General features: G+C 68.6%; 19 protein-coding genes. 12 read left to right on the forward strand and 7 right to left on the reverse strand.

What is annotated here, in order from left to right; translation table 11 throughout:
• Positions 1-26: 26 nt before the first annotated feature.
• On the reverse strand, positions 27-260 hold the full coding sequence (locus tag M5C96_RS01530; protein ID WP_272566735.1) for a hypothetical protein: 234 nt from the start codon (positions 258-260) through the stop codon (positions 27-29).
• Here M5C96_RS01530 and M5C96_RS01535 point away from each other — a divergent pair.
• Positions 235-1284, forward strand: a complete 1050-nt coding sequence (locus M5C96_RS01535) for an SGNH/GDSL hydrolase family protein (protein ID WP_272566736.1) — start codon at positions 235-237, stop codon at positions 1282-1284. The two genes, M5C96_RS01530 and M5C96_RS01535, sit on opposite strands and share 26 nt — an antisense overlap.
• A gap of 33 nt (positions 1285-1317) precedes the next feature.
• Positions 1318-1989, forward strand: coding sequence for an OmpW/AlkL family protein (locus tag M5C96_RS01540; protein ID WP_272566737.1), 672 nt, complete (start codon positions 1318-1320; stop codon positions 1987-1989).
• Positions 1990-2082: 93 nt separating this feature from the next.
• Here the strand turns inward: M5C96_RS01540 and M5C96_RS01545 are convergent, their stop codons facing one another.
• From M5C96_RS01545 to purE, 4 genes are all read right to left on the reverse strand, one after another.
• Complete coding sequence (locus tag M5C96_RS01545) at positions 2083-3036, reverse strand: SGNH/GDSL hydrolase family protein (protein WP_272566738.1); 954 nt, start codon at positions 3034-3036, stop codon at positions 2083-2085.
• 91 nt (positions 3037-3127) lie between these two features.
• A complete protein-coding gene (locus M5C96_RS01550; RefSeq protein ID WP_272566739.1) occupies positions 3128-4138 on the reverse strand; it encodes an L-threonylcarbamoyladenylate synthase in 1011 nt (336 codons plus the stop codon).
• A 19-nt stretch (positions 4139-4157) separates the two neighbouring features.
• Positions 4158-5330 carry a 5-(carboxyamino)imidazole ribonucleotide synthase gene (locus M5C96_RS01555; protein ID WP_272566740.1) on the reverse strand — a complete coding sequence of 391 codons (1173 nt, stop codon included), beginning with the start codon at positions 5328-5330 and terminating at the stop codon, positions 4158-4160.
• Positions 5327-5824 carry a 5-(carboxyamino)imidazole ribonucleotide mutase gene (gene purE / locus M5C96_RS01560; RefSeq protein ID WP_272566742.1) on the reverse strand — a complete coding sequence of 166 codons (498 nt, stop codon included), beginning with the start codon at positions 5822-5824 and terminating at the stop codon, positions 5327-5329. Before purE ends, M5C96_RS01555 begins: the two co-directional genes overlap by 4 nt.
• Before the next feature lie 93 nt (positions 5825-5917).
• Between purE and trxA the strand changes: the two genes are divergently transcribed.
• Positions 5918-6826, forward strand: coding sequence for a thioredoxin (gene trxA / locus M5C96_RS01565; RefSeq protein ID WP_272566743.1), 909 nt, complete (start codon positions 5918-5920; stop codon positions 6824-6826).
• A gap of 32 nt (positions 6827-6858) precedes the next feature.
• The gene (locus M5C96_RS01570; protein WP_272566744.1) at positions 6859-7665 is read left to right on the forward strand and encodes an META domain-containing protein; all 807 of its coding nucleotides are present in this window, start codon (positions 6859-6861) and stop codon (positions 7663-7665) included.
• A 61-nt stretch (positions 7666-7726) separates the two neighbouring features.
• Here the strand turns inward: M5C96_RS01570 and M5C96_RS01575 are convergent, their stop codons facing one another.
• Positions 7727-8647: a phosphoribosylaminoimidazolesuccinocarboxamide synthase gene (locus M5C96_RS01575; protein WP_272566745.1), complete on the reverse strand. Its 921-nt coding sequence runs from the start codon at positions 8645-8647 to the stop codon at positions 7727-7729.
• A 422-nt stretch (positions 8648-9069) separates the two neighbouring features.
• Between M5C96_RS01575 and hpf the strand changes: the two genes are divergently transcribed.
• From hpf to hprK, 3 genes are all read left to right on the forward strand, one after another.
• Positions 9070-9405, forward strand: coding sequence for a ribosome hibernation-promoting factor, HPF/YfiA family (gene hpf, locus M5C96_RS01580; protein WP_272566746.1), 336 nt, complete (start codon positions 9070-9072; stop codon positions 9403-9405).
• A 121-nt stretch (positions 9406-9526) separates the two neighbouring features.
• Positions 9527-9997 carry a PTS sugar transporter subunit IIA gene (locus M5C96_RS01585; protein ID WP_272550568.1) on the forward strand — a complete coding sequence of 157 codons (471 nt, stop codon included), beginning with the start codon at positions 9527-9529 and terminating at the stop codon, positions 9995-9997.
• Between the two features lie 28 nt (positions 9998-10025).
• On the forward strand, positions 10026-10979 hold the full coding sequence (gene hprK / locus M5C96_RS01590) for an HPr(Ser) kinase/phosphatase (RefSeq protein WP_272566747.1): 954 nt from the start codon (positions 10026-10028) through the stop codon (positions 10977-10979).
• Between the two features lie 46 nt (positions 10980-11025).
• On the opposite strand, the gene fur is transcribed toward hprK, so the two are convergent.
• Positions 11026-11460 (reverse strand): ferric iron uptake transcriptional regulator, encoded by a 435-nt coding sequence (gene fur / locus M5C96_RS01595; protein WP_272566748.1) that lies wholly within the window; start codon positions 11458-11460, stop codon positions 11026-11028.
• A gap of 92 nt (positions 11461-11552) precedes the next feature.
• Between fur and M5C96_RS01600 the strand changes: the two genes are divergently transcribed.
• The 5 genes from M5C96_RS01600 (at position 11553) to leuS (ending at position 17079) form a co-directional block, all read left to right on the forward strand.
• A complete protein-coding gene (locus M5C96_RS01600) occupies positions 11553-12101 on the forward strand; it encodes an outer membrane protein assembly factor BamE (RefSeq protein ID WP_272566749.1) in 549 nt (182 codons plus the stop codon).
• A 58-nt stretch (positions 12102-12159) separates the two neighbouring features.
• On the forward strand, positions 12160-13008 hold the full coding sequence (gene dapB, locus M5C96_RS01605; protein WP_272566750.1) for a 4-hydroxy-tetrahydrodipicolinate reductase: 849 nt from the start codon (positions 12160-12162) through the stop codon (positions 13006-13008).
• A gap of 17 nt (positions 13009-13025) precedes the next feature.
• Positions 13026-13712: a MotA/TolQ/ExbB proton channel family protein gene (locus M5C96_RS01610; RefSeq protein ID WP_272566751.1), complete on the forward strand. Its 687-nt coding sequence runs from the start codon at positions 13026-13028 to the stop codon at positions 13710-13712.
• Between the two features lie 30 nt (positions 13713-13742).
• Positions 13743-14204: an ExbD/TolR family protein gene (locus M5C96_RS01615; protein ID WP_272566752.1), complete on the forward strand. Its 462-nt coding sequence runs from the start codon at positions 13743-13745 to the stop codon at positions 14202-14204.
• 139 nt (positions 14205-14343) lie between these two features.
• On the forward strand, positions 14344-17079 hold the full coding sequence (gene leuS / locus M5C96_RS01620; protein WP_272566754.1) for a leucine--tRNA ligase: 2736 nt from the start codon (positions 14344-14346) through the stop codon (positions 17077-17079).
• Positions 17080-17081 lie beyond the last annotated feature (2 nt).

Raw genomic sequence — 17081 nt, forward strand, 5'->3', positions numbered from 1 at the left:
TCTGGACGGGCGCCTGCGCGGCGCGGCTATCGGTAGTTCCCCTGTGCTGGCCCCGGACGGTGCAGGTTTACGATGGGCCCCAGTAAAACGCACGACCGTGCTATTTTCAACCTGACGGAGAACACCTTGATCTCAAAAACCACTAAAAACAGAGCTTCCTGGGCGGTGACGGCATTGGCGGCAGCCGCTTTGCTGGCGGCCTGCGGGGGCGGCGGCTCGGACACGACGCCCGCCGTGAGCGTGAAGTCCGTGAAGGTCATGGGCGACAGCCTGGCCGACAGCGGCACGTTCGGCTTCAAGTTCACCGTGCAGGGCACGGCGGCCACGGGCGCCGGCTCCAGTTCCGTCTGGCCCGAGCGCGTCGCCACGAGCTACGGGCAGACGCTGTGCGCGCACTACCAGTCGACCGGCACCACGTTCGGCACGCGTGCGGAATGCACCAACTACGCCGTGGGCGGCGGGCGCATCAATAACTTCACGGCGCCCACCTCGCCGGTCTCCATCACCAAGCAGATCCAGGATGCAGGCGCCGCCGGATTCACCGACGCCGACCTGGTGCTGATCGACGGCGGCGCCAACGACGCGGCCGACCTGATCGGCGCCTACCTGCGCGCCTCGAGCGACGGCGGCGCCACCTACCGCGCCGTGCTGGGCACGCTGCTGGACGCCAACACCGTGAACACCGCCCTGGCCGGCGGCGCGACCGGCATGGCGCAGGTGGGCGGGCTGTACATGCAGACGCTGGCCACGCGTTTCGCGGCCACCATCAAAACCAACACGCTGGACAAGGGCGCCAAGCGCGTCGCGGTGCTCAACGCCCCGGGCATCACCCTCACCCCGCGGTTCCGCCTGGTGGTGGCTTCCATCGCGGCCGCCAACGGCGCGGCCGCCGCCGCCCAGGCCGAAGCCCTGTTCGACGGCTGGATCCAGGCCTACAACGCCCGCCTGGCCACCAGCCTGGGGACCGACAGCCGCCTGGCCCTGGTGGACTTCTACAGCTCGTTCAAGGACCAGGCCACCAACCCGGCCCAGTACCAGCTGACCAACGTCTCGACCGCTGCCTGCCCGGCCACCGGCGTGGGCAGCGATGGCCTGCCGACCTACTCCTTCCCGACCTGCACGTCGGCCGCCCTGTCGGCCCGCACGCCCCCTGCAGGCGCCACGGGCGGTGCCGACTGGTGGAAGTCCTACGGTTTTGCCGACAGCTTCCACCCCACGCCGTACGGCCACCAACTGGTCGCCCAACTGGTGTCGCGTTCCCTGTCCACCGCCGGCTGGCTCTGATTGCCCAGGCCCCATCCCCTTCGAGGAGTTTTCATGAAGCCATTTTCCTGGGCCTGCGTGGCGATCGCCGCGGCCGCCGTCTGCGGCACGGCCAGCGCACAAGTCGCCGGCACGTTGAGCCTGCGCGCCGGCGTGACCCAAATCTCGCCCCAAGTCAAAAGCGGCAACCTGAGCGCGCCGAGCTTTCCCGGCACCCGCGTGGACGTGCATTCCGCCACGGCGCTGACCGGCGGCCTGAACTACATGTTGACCGACCACTGGGCGGTGGACGTGCCCATCGGCCTGCCGTTCAAGCACTCGTTCTACGGTGACGGCGCCATCGGCGGCGTGGGCAAGGTGGGCGAGACCAAGGTGGTGCCCGCCACCGTGTTCGCGCAATACCGTTTCCAGGAGGCCAACGCGGCCTTCCGGCCGTATGTCGGGCTGGGCGTGACCTACGCCAAGTTCTTCAAGGAGCGCACCACCGCCACGCTGAACGGACTGACAGGCGGCACGCCGACCAATCCCACCACCGCGTCGATCGACGACAAGTGGGGCGTCACCGCGCAGGTCGGCTTCGTATGGCAGTTCAACGAGCGCTGGTTCCTGGACGCGGCCTACTACAAGAGCGCCCTGAAGACCACCACGCGCCTGTCGAGCGGGCAGAACATCGACATCAAGCTCAACCCCAACGTGTTCGCGGTCGGGATCGGCTACCGGTTCTGAGGCCCCCCGCCGGGCCCCGTGCCGCACGGAGCCCGCGGCACCATCAAAAAAGCCGACCCGAGGGTCGGCTTTTTCGCGTGGGCTGCAAGGCGCTTACCAGCGAGCGCGCAGGCGGTCGTACGCGTAGGTGCCGAACTGGCGCTGGGCCGAAGGCGTGAAGTAAACGCGGTCGGCGAACACGTACTTGTCCTGGGCGGCGCCGGTCAGCAGCGTGGAGGCGTTGCACAGCAGCGAGTTGACCTGGCCTGCGCCGATGCCGATGCCGTTGTTCGGGTCCACCGAGGTGCAGACGGCGTTGTCCTTGTCGGTGAAGCCGTAGCCCGAAGGAGAGCCCACGAACACGTTGCCGTAGTAGGCCAGATCGACGTACAGCACCGTGGTGCCCAGGTCTTCGATGTTCACCAGCAGGGCCTGGTTGAACTGCGTGCTGGCGTTGCTCAGCAGCGTGGTCTGGTTGATGCCCACGGCCCAGGGGCTCTTGCCCAGGTCGTAGGTGCCGGTCACCACCACGTGCTTGGCGCCGGCGTTGGACAGGCGGCGCACCTGCGCGGCCAGTTCCTTGCCGGCCGTGGCCGCGTTGGTGAGGAACTGCGCGCTGGTCTGCGTGCCCGCGTTCACCGCGGCCATGCCGGCGATCACGTCGCTGATGCCGCCGTTGATCAGCACCAGGTCGTTCTCGGCGAAGCCGCCCTTGGACAGGAAGGTGTCGATCTGCTGGGTGACGGACGGGGTGGTGGTCCGGCCGGCGGCGTCGGTGGTGGCCGTCACGCGGGCATTGCCCTGCGCGTAGCCCGTGCCGCCCGCTGCGGCGGCGGTGAAGCTCTTGCCGTAGTTGTTGGCGATCTGCTGGGCCCAGTTGTTGATGCTGCCGTCGTTGACCGTGTAGCGGGCCCCGTTCTGGCCGATGTCGGTGAAGCCGTCACCGAACGTGATGAACCGGTCGGGCGTGATGGCCGACTCGGTTGTGCTCGAACCGCAAGCCGCGAGCAACGTGGCCGTTGCACAAGCGGCGACCACGAGGGTGCGGCGCATCCAATTTGCTGCCATGGGTTTTTTCTCCAGAAAATGTGGCGAGAGTTTAACGACTGGCGCGCGGTGGCCTGCAACAGGGCGTGCAATGGGCCTCCCGGACCCTGCCCTATGCCGCCGCGGCGCGCTGTAGGCGGTCGCGCACGCCCTCCCAGTCGGGGGTGGCGGGCGGGGTTTCGATCCAGATCAGCTTGACGCCGTCGTCGTCGAAGGCGCGCAGCACGGCAAAGAGCTGCTGGGCGGTGGCCGTGGCATCGTCGGGCATGCGCCGCACCTGCACTTTGGCCGAGCGCGAGCGCAGCGGGGTGCGCGCGTAGACGGCCAGGTGCGCGGCATCGGCGCCCAGCAGGTCCAGCCCGGTCTGCAGCGCCTTGGCCTCCATCAGCCGCACCTTGGCGGCCGGGGCGTAATGGGCCTCCAGCGTGCCCGACGCGCGCGGGGTGTGCGCGGGCAGGTCCTCCTTCGACAGCGGCGCCAGGCCGCACGCCTGGGCGATCTGCGTGCGGGTGATGGCGCCGGGCCGCAGCAGCACCGGCACGCCGCGCGTGCAATCGACGATGGTCGATTCGATGCCCACGCCGCAGGGCCCGCCGTCCAGCACCAGCAGCGCCTCGCCCAGCTCGTCCTGCACGTGCAGGGCGGTGGTGGGGCTCACGCGGCCGAAACGGTTGGCGCTGGGCGCGGCCACGCCCCACACGGGGCGGCCCTCCAGCGCCGGGTCGTCCGATGCGCCGGCGCGCAGCACGGCCTGGGCGACGGGGTGGGCGGGGCAGCGCAGGCCCACGCTGTCCTGGCCGCCCGTGGCGGCGGTGGCCACGCCGGGCCGGCGCGGCAGGATGAGGGTGAGCGGGCCGGGCCAGAACGCATCGACCAGCGCCTGCGCGAACGCCGGCACTTCGCTGGCGAAGTGGGCAATGCCGCCGGCATCGGCCACGTGCACGATCAGCGGATGGTCGCTCGGCCGGCCCTTGGCGGCGAAGATCTGCGCCACGGCGGCATCGCTGGCCGCGTCGGCGGCCAGGCCGTACACCGTCTCGGTGGGCAGGCCCAGCAGCGCGCCCGTGCGCAGGGCGCGCGCGGCGGCGGCGATGGATTCGGGGCGTTGGCCGTCGAGGATCATGTCGTGTGCGGGCCCGGGTTCAGAAGGCTTCGATGCCCAGCAGCGCCGCCGCCTGCAGCGCCGTGGCGCGCGCGGCCTCGGCGGTCGGGGCCGTCACGTTCAGGTGGCCCATCTTGCGGCCGGGCTTGGCGTCGGCCTTGCCGTACAGGTGCAGGTGCGTGCCCGGCAGCGCCAGCACCGCGTCCCAGGCGGGCGTGCGGGCGTGCGGGCCGTGCGTGAACCACAGGTCGCCCAGCAGGTTGAGCATGACGGCGGGGCTGTGCTGGCGCGGCTGCGTGAGTGGCAGGCCGGCCATGGCGCGCACCTGCAGCTCGAACTGCGAGACGTCGCATGCGTTCTGGCTGTAGTGGCCGCTGTTGTGCGGGCGCGGGGCGATCTCGTTGACCACCAGCTCGCCGCCGTCGAGCACGAAGAACTCCACGCACAGCACGCCCACGTAGTCCAGGCCGTTTGCTATCGATTTGGAAGCATTGACGGCATGTTCCACTAGGGCATGAGGCACATTACCCTCGTAAACCTCGGTGACCGCCAGAATGCCGTCCCGGTGCAGGTTGCGCTGCACGGGCAGGTGCACGCAGGTGCCGTCGGCGCCGCGCGCCACGATCACCGAGCATTCGAGGGCCAAAGGCAGCATCTTTTCCAGCACGCAGGGCACGCCGCCCATGGCCTGCCACGCGGCGGCGAGTTCGTCCGGCGTCTTCACGCGGGACTGGCCCTTGCCGTCGTAGCCCATGCGCGCCGTCTTCAGGATGCCGGGCAGAAGATCGGGCGCCACGGCCGCCAGATCGGCGGCGGTTTCGATCACCGCGTAGGGCGCGCAGGGCACGCCGCAGCGCACGAAATGGGCCTTCTCCTGGGCGCGGTCCTGTGCAATGGCCACAGCGCTCGCGGCCGGCGCCACCGGGCGCTCGGCGCCCAGCGTGCGCAGCGCCTGGGCCGGCACGTTCTCGAATTCGGTCGTGATGGCATCGCACAGGCCGGCCAGCCGGGCGAGGCCGTCCGGGTCCTCGTAGGCGGTGCGGACGTGGTGGTGGCTCACCCGGCCGGCGGGGCTGTCGGCGTCGGCATCCAGCACGGCCGTGAAGTAGCCCATGGCCTGCGCCGCGTGCACGAACATGCGGCCGAGCTGGCCGCCGCCCACCACGCCGAGCGTGCTGCCGGGCAGCAGCGGGGGCCTCGGCTGCGCGCTCATGCGGACACCGGCGGCAGGGCCATGGCGCGCGCCGCGGCGGTCTGCTCGGCGCGGAAGGCCTCGAGCCGCTCGCGCAATGCGGGGTCCTCGGTGGCCAGCAGGGCCACGGCGAACAGCGCCGCATTGGCCGCACCCGCCGTGCCGATGGCGAACGTCGCCACCGGAATGCCCTTGGGCATCTGCACGATGCTGTGCAGCGAATCGACGCCCTGCAGGTGGCGGCTGGCCACCGGCACGCCGAGCACCGGCACCGTGGTCTTGGCGGCGATCATGCCCGGCAGGTGGGCCGCGCCCCCCGCACCGGCGATGATGGCCTTGAGCCCCGCGCCGGCCGCTGCCTCGGCATAGGCGAACATGTCGTCCGGCATGCGGTGGGCCGAGACCACGCGGGCTTCGTGGGCGATGCCGAATTGCTGGAGAATCTGCACTGCGTGCTGCATGGTCTCCCAGTCGCTGCTGGAGCCCATGACCACACCGATCTGGATGGGTTTCATGTGAGTGGGGCGCTGGCCGAACCGGCCGCCCGCCGAAGTGGAACCCGCGATTTTACTTTTTGTGTGCCGAGCGCACCCACCGGGCCTGAACACATGATCGACGTCACCGTAGAAAATTTTGAAACCGAAGTCATCGCCGCCTCGATGGACGTGCCCGTGCTGGTGGACTTCTGGGCGCCCTGGTGCGGCCCGTGCAAGTCGCTCGGGCCCATCCTGGAGAAGCTGGAGACCGAGTACGAGGGCTGCTTCAAGCTCGTGAAGATCGACTCCGACCAGGAGCAGCAGATCGCCGGCATGTTCGGCATCCGCAGCATTCCCACCTGCGTGCTGCTGATGAACGGCCAGCCCGTCGATGGCTTCATGGGCGCCCAGCCCGAGGGCCAGGTGCGGGCCTTCCTCGACAAGCACGTGCCCACCGCCGAGGCGGCCCTGGCCGAGCAGGAGGAGGAACTGGCGCAGGACGCGCTGGCCGACGGCGACACCGACACCGCGCTGGAAAAGCTGCAGCACGCCGTCGCCACCGACCCCGCCAACGACGACGCCCGCTTCGACTACGTGAAGCTGCTGCTGCAGCTGGGCCGCGAGGACGACGCCAAGGTCGCCTTCGCTCCAGTGATCGCCAAGGCCCCGGCATCGCGCAAGCTGGGTGCGCTCAAGGCCTGGATGGATGCGATCGATTTCGTGGCCAGGGAGGCAAACGGCCCGTCGGCATTGGCCGATTTCGATGCCAGGATCGCGGCCAACCGCCGCGATTTCGACGCCCGCTTCGGCCGTGCGCGCTGGTTCATCGCGCACCAGCGCTGGACCGAGGCCATGGACGAACTGCTGGAAATCCTCATGCGCGACAAGGCCTGGAGCGACGAGGCCGCGCGCAAGACCTACGTGGCCGTGCTCGAGATCATCGAGCCGCCCCGGGTGAAGGTGGCCGAGGGTCAGATCCCGCCGGAAGACCCGACGGTCGCCACCTACCGCCGCCGCCTGTCCAGCGTGGTGCTGAGCTGACCGGCGCCCCAGCCACCGAAGCCGCCCGGTCCATGGGCGCTGAACGGGCCCGTGCGGCGGCGCTGGCCTTGGCCTCGGTGCTGGTTCTCGCCCTGGCGGGCTGCGCCACATCGCCCTCGCCCGATGCCATGGTCATCGGCACGGTGTTCTCGCGTGAGCGCCTTTACGTGCCGCCCGACGAGCCGGCCGTGTTTGAGGCGGCGCTGCTCGACGTCTCGCGGCCCGATGCGCCGCCCACGGTGCTCGGGCGCCAGCGCATCGAGCTGCCGGGGCCGCCGCCGTACCAGTTGCGGATTCCTTTCCGGTCCGCGCTCACGCAGCCGCTGCTGCCGGGCCGCTACCGGGTTCGCGCCTCACTGTCCCTGCAAGGCTACGTGCGCTTCGCCTCCGATGGCACCCATCCGTTGCCGCCGGACCCGGCCTATCGGCGCGTGGATGTCGAGCTGCACCGCCTGCCTTTGGACAAGGCGACCGTGCAGGCCGAGGTGCCGCTGCGACAGACCTACTGGCGATTGGTGGAAATCGATGACACGGCCGTGCCGCCGGCCCCCGCTGGAGCGCCCGAGCCGCATCTGGTGCTGGACAGCGAAGGGGAACAAGCGCGCGGGGCAGGGGGCTGCAACCGCTTTCTGGCGAGCTACGTGGTCGATGGCGTGCGCCTGCGGATGATGCAGATCAACACGACCCTGCAGCTGTGCCTGCAGACGGCCACCCTGGAGGGTCGTTTTCTGCATGCGCTGGGCGAAGTCCGGACCTACCGCCAGGAAGGGCGGCAACTGCTGCTGTTCGGCGAAGAGGCGCGCGTGCTGCTGCGGCTGGAGGCCATCGAGCTGGAATGAGGCGGCCGCACGGGCCGCCGGGATGCCGCTGCGCCCCCTGGCGCGCGCGGCAGAGGGCCGTTCAGCCCACCAGGCGCTCAAGCGCCTCGCGGTACTTGGCGGCGGTCTTCTCGACCACCTCGCGCGGCAGGCGCGGGGCGGGCGCGGTCTTGTTCCAGGGCTTGCCGTTGATCTGCGTCTGCTCCAGCCAGTCGCGCACGAACTGCTTGTCGTAGCTGGGTGGATTCTCGCCGGCGGCCAGAGCGCTTTCGTAGCCTTCCACGGGCCAGTAGCGCGAGCTGTCGGGCGTGAGCACCTCGTCCATCAGCACCAGCGTGCCGTCGGGCGCCAGGCCGAACTCGAACTTGGTGTCGGCAATGATCATGCCCTTTTCCAGCGCGATGGCCGCGGCCTCCTGGTAGATGGCGATGCTGAGGTCGCGGATCTTCGTGGCCAGCTCGATGCCGATCATCTCCACCGTGCGCTCGAAGGTGATGTTCTCGTCGTGCTCGCCCATCGCGGCCTTGGCGGCCGGGGTGTAGATGGGCTGCGGCAGCTTGGCCGCGTTGGTCAGGCCCTCGGGCAGCTGCACGCCGCACACGGCGCGCGATTCCTGGTATTCCTTCCAGCCGCTGCCGGCCAGGTAGCCGCGCACCACCGCCTCCACGGGGATCGGCTGCAGGCGCTGCACCAGCATCGAGCGGCCCCGCACCTGGGGGGCCTCGTCCGGCGTCACCACGCTCTCGGGATCGTCCCCCGTCAGGTGGTTGGGGCACAGGTGGCCCAGTTTGTCGAACCAGAACAGCGCCATCTGCGTGAGCAGCTCGCCCTTGCCCGGAATCGGCTCGCCCATGATCACGTCGAAGGCCGAGAGGCGGTCGCTGGCCACCATCAGGATGCGGTCGTCGCCCACGGCGTAGTTGTCGCGCACCTTGCCGCGCGCGAGCAGCGGCAGGGACGTGAGGGCGGAGGTGTGCAGTGCGGAGGAAAGGGGCAGGGTCATGGTGGGTGAAGCGATTGCGAACGGGAAAGCCGCGGCTTTCGGCGGCAGGGCCGGCCAGCCCGCGATTTTAGGGCGCGTGCCGGGATGGCCGGTGCAGGGCGGTCGGGAGGGAGGGGCGTGGGCCGGAACCGCAGCGGACGGCGGGCCACTGCGTCGGCAGGGCGCCGTGCCGGCGGTGTGCCCCGCGAAGGCGTCTGCGCTGTGTGCCGCGGAGCAAAGCCAGGCTATTTTGCGCCGTTTTTCGGCCCTTGGCACCTGGGAGGGCAAGACCCGACAGCCGACTTCGGTATGCGTTTGCAATTGCCCGGGGGCGGGCGCATAGTGAATCCAACACATGCATGAGTTGACCTTTCGCCGGGCCGTCCTTCCATCAGACCTTTGAGGACGGCGCTTCTTCAACGCAAGCCCAGGAGGCCAGTTTTATGAACCTGACGATCAGCGGTCACCACCTCGAAGTAACTCCCGCATTGCGCGCCCATGTGACGGAAAAGCTGGACATCATCAGCAAGCATTTCGACCAGGTGGTCGACGTCAAGGTGCTGCTCACCGTCGAGAAGCAAAAGGAGAAGGAAAAACGCCAGCGCGCGGAATGCAACGTGCATGTGAAAGGCAGTGATCTGTTCGCCGAGAGTTCCCATTCCGACTTGTACGTGGCCGTGAACGACCTGGTGGAAAAGCTGGACCGCCAGGTGGTCCGCCACAAGGACCGCATCCAGAACCACCACCATGGCGCCATCAAGCGGGAGCTGGTGGCCTGATTGGTGCCGGGGCCTGAGCAGCCAGGCCCTTCGCCACGCCGCCCTCAGGGGCGGTTTTTTTATGCCCCCCTCAAAGTGCTCAGGGTTTATGCTAGGGGGTGCATAATCGCAACCCTTCACCATGAACCGTCTTGCCTCCATCCTGCCTGCCGCTCAAGTGCTCGTGAGCGTCGACGCCACCAGCAAAAAGCGCGCTTTCGAAGAGGCAGGGTTGTTGTTCGAGAGCCAGCACGGCCTGTCGCGCGCCCTCATCACCGACAGCCTCTTCGCCCGCGAGCGGCTGGGCTCCACGGGGCTGGGCCACGGTGTCGCCATCCCGCATGGCCGCATCAAGGGCCTGAAGGCGCCGATGGCCGCCGTCTTCCAGTTGGCCCACCCGATCGGTTTCGATGCGCCGGACGAGCAGCCCGTCGGGCTCCTGATCTTCCTGCTGGTGCCCGAGGCGGCTACGCAAAAGCACCTGGAGATCCTGTCCGAGATCGCCGAGCTGCTGAGCGACGGCTCGCTGCGCGAGCGCATCAAGGGCAGCACCGATGCCGCCGAGCTGCACGGTCTGATCGCCGGCTGGCAGTCCGCCCAGGCCACCGCCTGACTCCGCCGCCGCGAACGCTGAACCTTCCGTGAAACCCAACGTCGTCAGCGCCGATGTCCTGTTCGAGGAGTTCCGCGGCCCGCTGAAGTGGGAATGGGTCGCCGGCCTCGGGGCCTCCGAGCGGCGCTTCGACGAGGTGGCCGTGCGCTCCGCGCGCTCCGGCGCCGACCTGGTGGGCTACCTCAACTACATCCACCCCTACCGGGTGCAGATTCTGGGCGAGCGCGAAACCGCCTACCTCACCAACGCGACGCCCGAGGACTGCAAGCGCCGCATCGCCCGCATCGTCACGCTGGAGCCGCCCGTGCTGGTGCTGGCCGACAGCCAGGTCGCGCCCGATGCGCTGCTGTCCATGTGCGAGCGCGCTCAAATCCCGATGTTCTCCACGCACGAGTCGTCGGCTTTCGTCATCGACGTGCTGCGCGCCTACCTGTCCAAGCACTTCGCCGACCGCACCACCATGCACGGCGTGTTCATGGACATCCTGGGCCTGGGCGTGTTGATCACCGGCGAATCGGGCCTGGGCAAGAGCGAGCTGGGCCTGGAGCTGATCTCGCGCGGCAACGGCCTGGTGGCCGACGACGCGGTGGACCTGTTCCGCATCAACCAGACCACCATCGAAGGCAAGTGCCCCGACCTGCTGCAGAACCTGCTGGAAGTGCGCGGTATCGGCCTGCTGGACATCCGCGCGATCTTCGGCGAGACCGCCGTGCGGCGCAAAATGCGGCTCAAGCTCATCGTGCACCTGGTGCGCAAGGAAACGCTGGAGCGCGACTACGAACGCATGCCCTATGAGCCCCTCACGCAGGACGTGCTGGGCGTGCCGGTGCTCAAGGTGGTGATCCAGGTGGTGGCGGGCCGCAACATCGCCGTGCTGGTCGAGGCGGCCGTGCGCAACACCATCCTGAACCTGCGCGGGATCGACACCTACCAGGAATTCGTGGAGCGGCACCGCCGCGCCATGGAGCGCGACGGCTCCTGACCATCGCGCCGCGTCCCGGGCCCGCCGGGCGGCACGCGCCCGCTGCTCAGCGGTGCTGCGTGGTGGCCAGCTTGGCGCAGGTGGCGCACTGGCCGTACAGCGCCATCGAGTGGTCCTGCACCACCCAGCCCTTCGACTTGGCCACCAGCTGCTGGCGCTTTTCGATCTCGGGGTCGTAGAACTCCTCGACCTTGCCGCAGACCGTGCAGATGAAGTGGTCGTGGTGCTGGCCCTCGTTGAGCTCGTACACCGCCTTGCCGCTTTCGAAGTTGCTGCGGTTCAGGATGCCCGCCTGCTCGAATTGCGTGAGCACGCGGTACACCGTGGCCAGGCCGATGTCCGAGCGCTCCTGCAGCAGCACGCGGAACACGTCTTCTGCGGTCATGTGGCGCTGCGCGCCCTTCTGGAAGATCTCGAGGATCTTCAGGCGCGGCAGGGTCGCCTTCAGGCCGGTGCTCTTGAGTTCGTCGATGTTCGTCATGACAGGGGTTTCCGTGTACCAAACCAGCGTGCCAAAGCCCGGGAGAAGCTGCCGCTACAATGGGTCGGATCATATCGCCTATGCCTAACTCCATGTCCGTTTCCGCCCGCTGCAGCGCCCGTTGGGCCCTGACCCTGTTGATCGGCGCCAGCTTGACGGCCTGCGGCAGCTTCGACAGCGCCAGCAACCGCGTCGCCAGCCTGGTCACTCCCTACAAGGTGGACGTGGTTCAAGGCAACTTCGTCTCCCGCGAGCAGGTCGAGGCGCTCAAGCCCGGCATGGGGCGCCAGCAGGTCAAGGAAATCCTCGGCACGCCGCTGGTGACCAGCCTGTTCCACGCCGACCGCTGGGAATACGTCTTCACCCTCAAACGCCCCGGCGTCGAGGTGCAGTCGCGCAAGCTGACCGTTTTCTTCAACGGCGACGTGTTCGAGCGCGCCGAGGGCGACGAGATGCCCACCGAGGCCGAGTTCGTCGCCACCCTGGGCACGCGCACCCCGAAGAACAAGGTGCCGGTGCTGGAGGCGACCGAGGCCCAGCTGGCCAAGCTCCCCAAGCCGGCCACGCTGCCCGAACCTGCCGATTCGCCCGTGCCCACGCCGCCGTCCAGCTACCCGCCGCTGGAATCGTCGACCCGCTGATTTCCGCCGGCCAGGGCCTGGTGCGCACCGGCCCTGCGGCTTAGCCGCTGATCTTTCCATGACCGCCACCACTTCCCCGAACGCATCCTCCTCCACCCCTTGCCGCGTGGCCGTCGCCGGGGCGTCCGGCCGCATGGGGCGCATGCTGATCGAAGCCATCCGCGACACCGGCGGCGAATGCGTGCTGGCCGGCGCGCTCGACGTGGCGGCCAGCCCCGCCATCGGCTCCGACGCCACCGCCTTCCTGGGCCATGCCAGCGGCGTGGCCATCACGGCCGACGTGCGCGAAGGCCTGCGCCACGCCGACGTGCTGATCGACTTCACCCGCCCCGAGGGCACCATGGCCCACCTGGCGGTGTGCGCCGAGACGGGCGTCAAGATGGTGATCGGCACCACGGGCCTGTCCGACGCGCAAAAGGCCGAGATCGCCGCCGCCAGCGCGCGCACCGCCATCCTGCTGTCGCCCAACATGAGCGTGGGCGTGAACGTCACGCTCAAGCTGCTGGAGCTGGCCGCCAAGGCCATGTCCACGGGCTACGACATCGAGATCATCGAGTCCCACCACCGCCACAAGGTGGATGCGCCCTCGGGCACCGCGCTCAAGATGGGCGAGGTCATCGCCCAGGCCCTGGGGCGCGATCTCAAGGACTGCGCCGTCTATGCCCGCGAGGGCATCACGGGCGAGCGCGATCCGTCGAGCATCGGCTTTTCCGCCATCCGCGGCGGCGACATCGTGGGCGACCACACCGTGCTGTTCGCCGGCACCGGCGAGCGCATCGAGATCACCCACAAATCCGCCAGCCGCACGACCTATGCCCAGGGCAGCCTGCGCGCCGTGCGATTCCTCGCCGCGCACCAGACCGGCCTGTTCGACATGTTCGACGTGCTGGGCCTGAACGCCGCCTGACGGCCGGCGCGCACGCGATGGACGGCCTGCACTGGTGGCGTCAGGGCGACGCGGTCACCCAGATCAGCGCGCTGCTGCTGCTGGCCATGTCGGTCGCCAGCTGGGTCGTGATCGTCTGGAAGGCCCTGCTGATGCGCCGTGCCCGCCGTGATGCGGCCCGCGCCATCGCCGCCTTCTGGCAGGCCCCGTCGATCGCCCTGGCGGCCGAGCGCCTGCCCGCCTTCGACCGCGATGGCCTGGTGATGCCGCTGGTGCAGGCGGCCAGCGCCGTGGCCGGCGCCAACCAGGCCCCCGCCACGCTGGCCGCGCGCGGCAGCCTGTCCCAGCAACTGACGCGCGGCCTGCGCGATGCGCTGCACGGGGTGCTGGGCCGGCTGCAGTTCGGGCAGGTGCTGCTGGCCACCGTGGGCTCCACCGCACCGTTCGTGGGCCTGCTTGGCACCGTGTGGGGCATCTACCATGCGCTCACCGCCATGGCCGGGGCCGGGCAGATCACCATCGACCGCGTGGCAGGCCCCGTGGGCGAGGCGCTGGTCATGACCGCTGCCGGCCTCACCGTGGCCATTCCCGCCGTGCTGGCCTACAACGTGTTCGGCCGCTTCATCGGCCGCACCGAGGCCGACCTGGAAGGCTTCGCGCGCGACCTGCGCGAGCTGGTGCTGGACGAATCCGGCATCGCCCCGCCCGGCGCGGCGAACGACTGACCGGCGACGGACTCCCGCCCCGCACGCGCCATGGCATTCGGCCGACTCGAACGCACCACCGGGCCGCAGCCCATGAGCGACATCAACATGACGCCGCTGGTGGACGTGATGCTGGTGCTGGTGGTCATCTTCATTCTGACCGCACCGCTGCTGGCCAGCTCGATCCGGCTGGACCTGCCGCGCGCTGACGGCGCCACGCCCGGCGCGCCCCCGCAGTCGGTCACCGTGGTGCTCGACAAGGAGGGCCAGGCCTACCTGGACGACGTGCCGCTCGCCCCGCAGGCGCTGGCCGCGCGCCTTGCGCAGCTGGCCAGGGAGCAGCCCGACACCGAGGTGCAGTTGCGCGCCGACACCGCCGTGCCGTATGGCCGGGTGGTCGAGGTGATGGGGGCGGCCAATGCCGCGGGCCTGCGGCGCATCGGCTTCGTGGCGGACCCGGCCGCGCCGGCCGCCCCTTCCACAGCTCCAGCCTCTCCCGCCGCTGCCCGCTGACCGGCCGGGCCCTGCGCCAGCCGGGACCGCGCTCCGTGTAACGCTTCGCGCCGCCCGCGGCCGGCATCGCGCCTAAAATCCCCGGCTGACACCCCGCTCACTTTCTTTCCTGGCCGCACCGCCGCGGCCCCGCCAACCCATGCAAGACAAATACAACCACACCGAGGTCGAGCGCGCCGCGCAGGGCCACTGGACGGCCACCGATGCCTACCGCGTGACCGAGGATGCGGACCGGAAGAAGTTCTACGCCTGCTCCATGCTGCCCTACCCCAGCGGCAAGCTGCACATGGGCCACGTGCGCAACTACACCATCAACGACATGCTCGCGCGCCAGCTGCGCATGAAGGGCATGAACGTGCTGATGCCGATGGGCTGGGACGCCTTCGGCCTGCCGGCCGAGAACGCGGCGCTCAAGAACGGCGTGCCGCCCGCGCAGTGGACGTACGACAACATCGCGTACATGAAAAAGCAGATGCAGGCGATGGGCCTGGCCATCGACTGGTCGCGCGAGGTCGCCACCTGCGACCCGAGCTACTACCGCTGGAACCAGTGGCTGTTCCTCAAGATGCTGGAAAAGGGCATCGCCTACCGCAAGACCCAGGTCGTCAACTGGGACCCGGTGGACCAGACCGTGCTGGCCAACGAGCAGGTGATCGACGGCAAGGGCTGGCGCACCGGTGCCACGGTGGAAAAGCGCGAGATCCCGGGCTACTACCTCAAGATCACCGACTACGCCGAAGAGCTGCTGGGCTTCGTCACCGGCGACCAGCTGCCCGGGTGGCCTGAGCGCGTCAAGCTCATGCAGGAGAACTGGATCGGCAAGAGCGAGGGCGTGCGCTTCGCCTTCCCGCACGACATCCGCGCGGCGGACGGCACGCTGATCGGCGACGGGCGCATGTACGTCTTCACCACGCGCGCCGACACCATCATGGGCGTGACCTTCTGCGCCGTGGCGCCCGAGCACCCGCTGGCCGCGCGCGCGGCGCAGGGCAATCCGGCCATCGCCGCCTTCATCGAGGAGTGCAAGAGCGGCGGCACCACCGAGGCCGAACTGGCCACGCAGGAAAAGAAGGGCTTGCCCACCGGGCTGGTGGTCACGCACCCGATCACCGGCGAGGAAGTGCCCGTGTGGATCGGGAACTACGTGCTCATGGGCTATGGCGACGGCGCGGTGATGGGCGTGCCCGCGCACGACGAGCGCGACTTCGCCTTCGCGCTCAAGTACGGCATCGACATCAAGCAGGTGGTGCTGGTCGATGGCGAGACCTTCGACTACCACCACTGGCAGGACTGGTACGGCGACAAGCAGCGCGGCGTCACCGTCAACTCCGACAGCTTCAGCGGCCTGTCCTACCCCGAGGCCGTGCAGGCCGTGGCGCATGCGCTCGCGCAAAAGGGACTGGGCGAGACCAAAAAGACCTGGCGCCTGCGCGACTGGGGCGTCTCGCGCCAGCGCTACTGGGGCACGCCGATCCCCATCATCCACTGCGACGAGCACGGCGCCGTGCCCGTGCCCGAGAAGGACCTGCCGGTGGTGCTGCCCACCGACTGCGTGCCGGACGGCTCGGGCAATCCGCTGCACCACCACGAAGGCTTCCACGCCGGCGTGACCTGCCCGGTCTGCGGCAAGGCCGCGCGCCGCGAGACCGACACCATGGACACGTTCGTGGACAGCTCGTGGTACTTCATGCGGTATTGCGACCCGAAGAACAGCGAGGCCATGGTGGCCGAGGGTGCCGACTACTGGATGCCGATGGACCAGTACATCGGCGGCATCGAACACGCCATCCTGCACCTGCTGTATGCGCGCTTCTGGACCAAGGTGATGCGCGATATCCGGGTGGAGGGCCCCGGAGATTCCGAGCCCGTGGGCCTGGTGAAGATCGACGAGCCCTTCACCAAGCTGCTCACGCAGGGCATGGTGCTCAACCACATCTACTCGCGCCGCACCGAGCAGGGCGGCAAGGAGTATTTCTGGCCGCACGACGTCGAGCACGTGGTGGACGAGGGCGGCAAGATCGTGGGCGCGAAGCTCAAGAACGCCGTCGGCAGCCTGCCCGCGGGCACCGCCATCGACTACGAGGGCGTGGGCACCATGTCCAAGTCCAAGAACAACGGCGTCGATCCGCAGGACCTGATCGAGCGCTACGGCGCCGACACCGCGCGCCTATTCGTGATGTTCGCTGCGCCGCCTGAGCAGACTCTTGAGTGGAACGAGTCCGCAGTAGAGGGGGCAAATAGGTTTCTAAATCGCCTTTGGGATTCAATTGCTTTCAACGCAAAGACAAACAAATTTTTTAAAAGTGAAAGCAGCGCACTTGAAGGAGTCGTGCACAACCTGACAGTTAGTCGAGCGAAGGATTACCGCCGCCAAGTTCACCTTTTGCTGCAACAGATCGACTATGACTACAGCCGCATGAGTTACAACACGGTGGTTAGTGGTTGTATGAAAATTCTTAATTTAGTTGCACGGCAGAGTGACCTTTGGCAAAAAGGTGATGACGACCAGACCCAGCTTGAAGTTTCAGCCGTCGCTCACGAGTCTTTTTCAATTCTTTTGCGGGTTATTTATCCTGTAACCCCTCATATTGCCCACAACCTGTGGTGTGAATTAGCGTTGAACAAGACGTGGGGCGACCTGCTCGATGCGCCATGGCCCCAGGCCGATGCCGATGCGCTGGTGCAGGACGAGCTGGAGCTGATGCTGCAGGTCAACGGCAAGCTGCGCGGCTCCATCCGCGTGCCCGCCTCGGCCGACAAGGCCGAGATCGAGCGCGCCGCCCTCGCGAGCGAGGCTTTCGTCAAGCAGGCGGACGGCGCCACGCCCAAGAAGATCGTGGTCGTGCCGGGCCGCCTGGTCAACGTGGTCATCTGACA

Source organism: Acidovorax sp. GBBC 1281 (assembly GCF_028473645.1).
In the GTDB taxonomy this organism is placed as follows: Bacteria; Pseudomonadota; Gammaproteobacteria; order Burkholderiales; family Burkholderiaceae_C; genus Paracidovorax.

Excerpts from the sequence above, each read along its gene's own strand:
- M5C96_RS01530 (WP_272566735.1), bottom strand. The coding sequence starts at position 260 with ATGACCTTCACGGACTTCACGCTCACGGCGGGCGTCGTGTCCGAGCCG.
- M5C96_RS01540 (WP_272566737.1), top strand. The coding sequence starts at position 1,318 with ATGAAGCCATTTTCCTGGGCCTGCGTGGCGATCGCCGCGGCCGCCGTC.
- M5C96_RS01545 (WP_272566738.1), bottom strand. The coding sequence starts at position 3,036 with ATGGCAGCAAATTGGATGCGCCGCACCCTCGTGGTCGCCGCTTGTGCA.
- M5C96_RS01550 (WP_272566739.1), bottom strand. The coding sequence starts at position 4,138 with ATGATCCTCGACGGCCAACGCCCCGAATCCATCGCCGCCGCCGCGCGC.
- M5C96_RS01555 (WP_272566740.1), bottom strand. The coding sequence starts at position 5,330 with ATGAGCGCGCAGCCGAGGCCCCCGCTGCTGCCCGGCAGCACGCTCGGC.
- purE (WP_272566742.1), bottom strand. The coding sequence starts at position 5,824 with ATGAAACCCATCCAGATCGGTGTGGTCATGGGCTCCAGCAGCGACTGG.
- trxA (WP_272566743.1), top strand. The coding sequence starts at position 5,918 with ATGATCGACGTCACCGTAGAAAATTTTGAAACCGAAGTCATCGCCGCC.
- M5C96_RS01570 (WP_272566744.1), top strand. The coding sequence starts at position 6,859 with ATGGGCGCTGAACGGGCCCGTGCGGCGGCGCTGGCCTTGGCCTCGGTG.
- M5C96_RS01575 (WP_272566745.1), bottom strand. The coding sequence starts at position 8,647 with ATGACCCTGCCCCTTTCCTCCGCACTGCACACCTCCGCCCTCACGTCC.
- hpf (WP_272566746.1), top strand. The coding sequence starts at position 9,070 with ATGAACCTGACGATCAGCGGTCACCACCTCGAAGTAACTCCCGCATTG.
- M5C96_RS01585 (WP_272550568.1), top strand. The coding sequence starts at position 9,527 with ATGAACCGTCTTGCCTCCATCCTGCCTGCCGCTCAAGTGCTCGTGAGC.
- fur (WP_272566748.1), bottom strand. The coding sequence starts at position 11,460 with ATGACGAACATCGACGAACTCAAGAGCACCGGCCTGAAGGCGACCCTG.
- M5C96_RS01600 (WP_272566749.1), top strand. The coding sequence starts at position 11,553 with ATGTCCGTTTCCGCCCGCTGCAGCGCCCGTTGGGCCCTGACCCTGTTG.
- dapB (WP_272566750.1), top strand. The coding sequence starts at position 12,160 with ATGACCGCCACCACTTCCCCGAACGCATCCTCCTCCACCCCTTGCCGC.
- M5C96_RS01610 (WP_272566751.1), top strand. The coding sequence starts at position 13,026 with ATGGACGGCCTGCACTGGTGGCGTCAGGGCGACGCGGTCACCCAGATC.
- M5C96_RS01615 (WP_272566752.1), top strand. The coding sequence starts at position 13,743 with ATGGCATTCGGCCGACTCGAACGCACCACCGGGCCGCAGCCCATGAGC.
- leuS (WP_272566754.1), top strand. The coding sequence starts at position 14,344 with ATGCAAGACAAATACAACCACACCGAGGTCGAGCGCGCCGCGCAGGGC.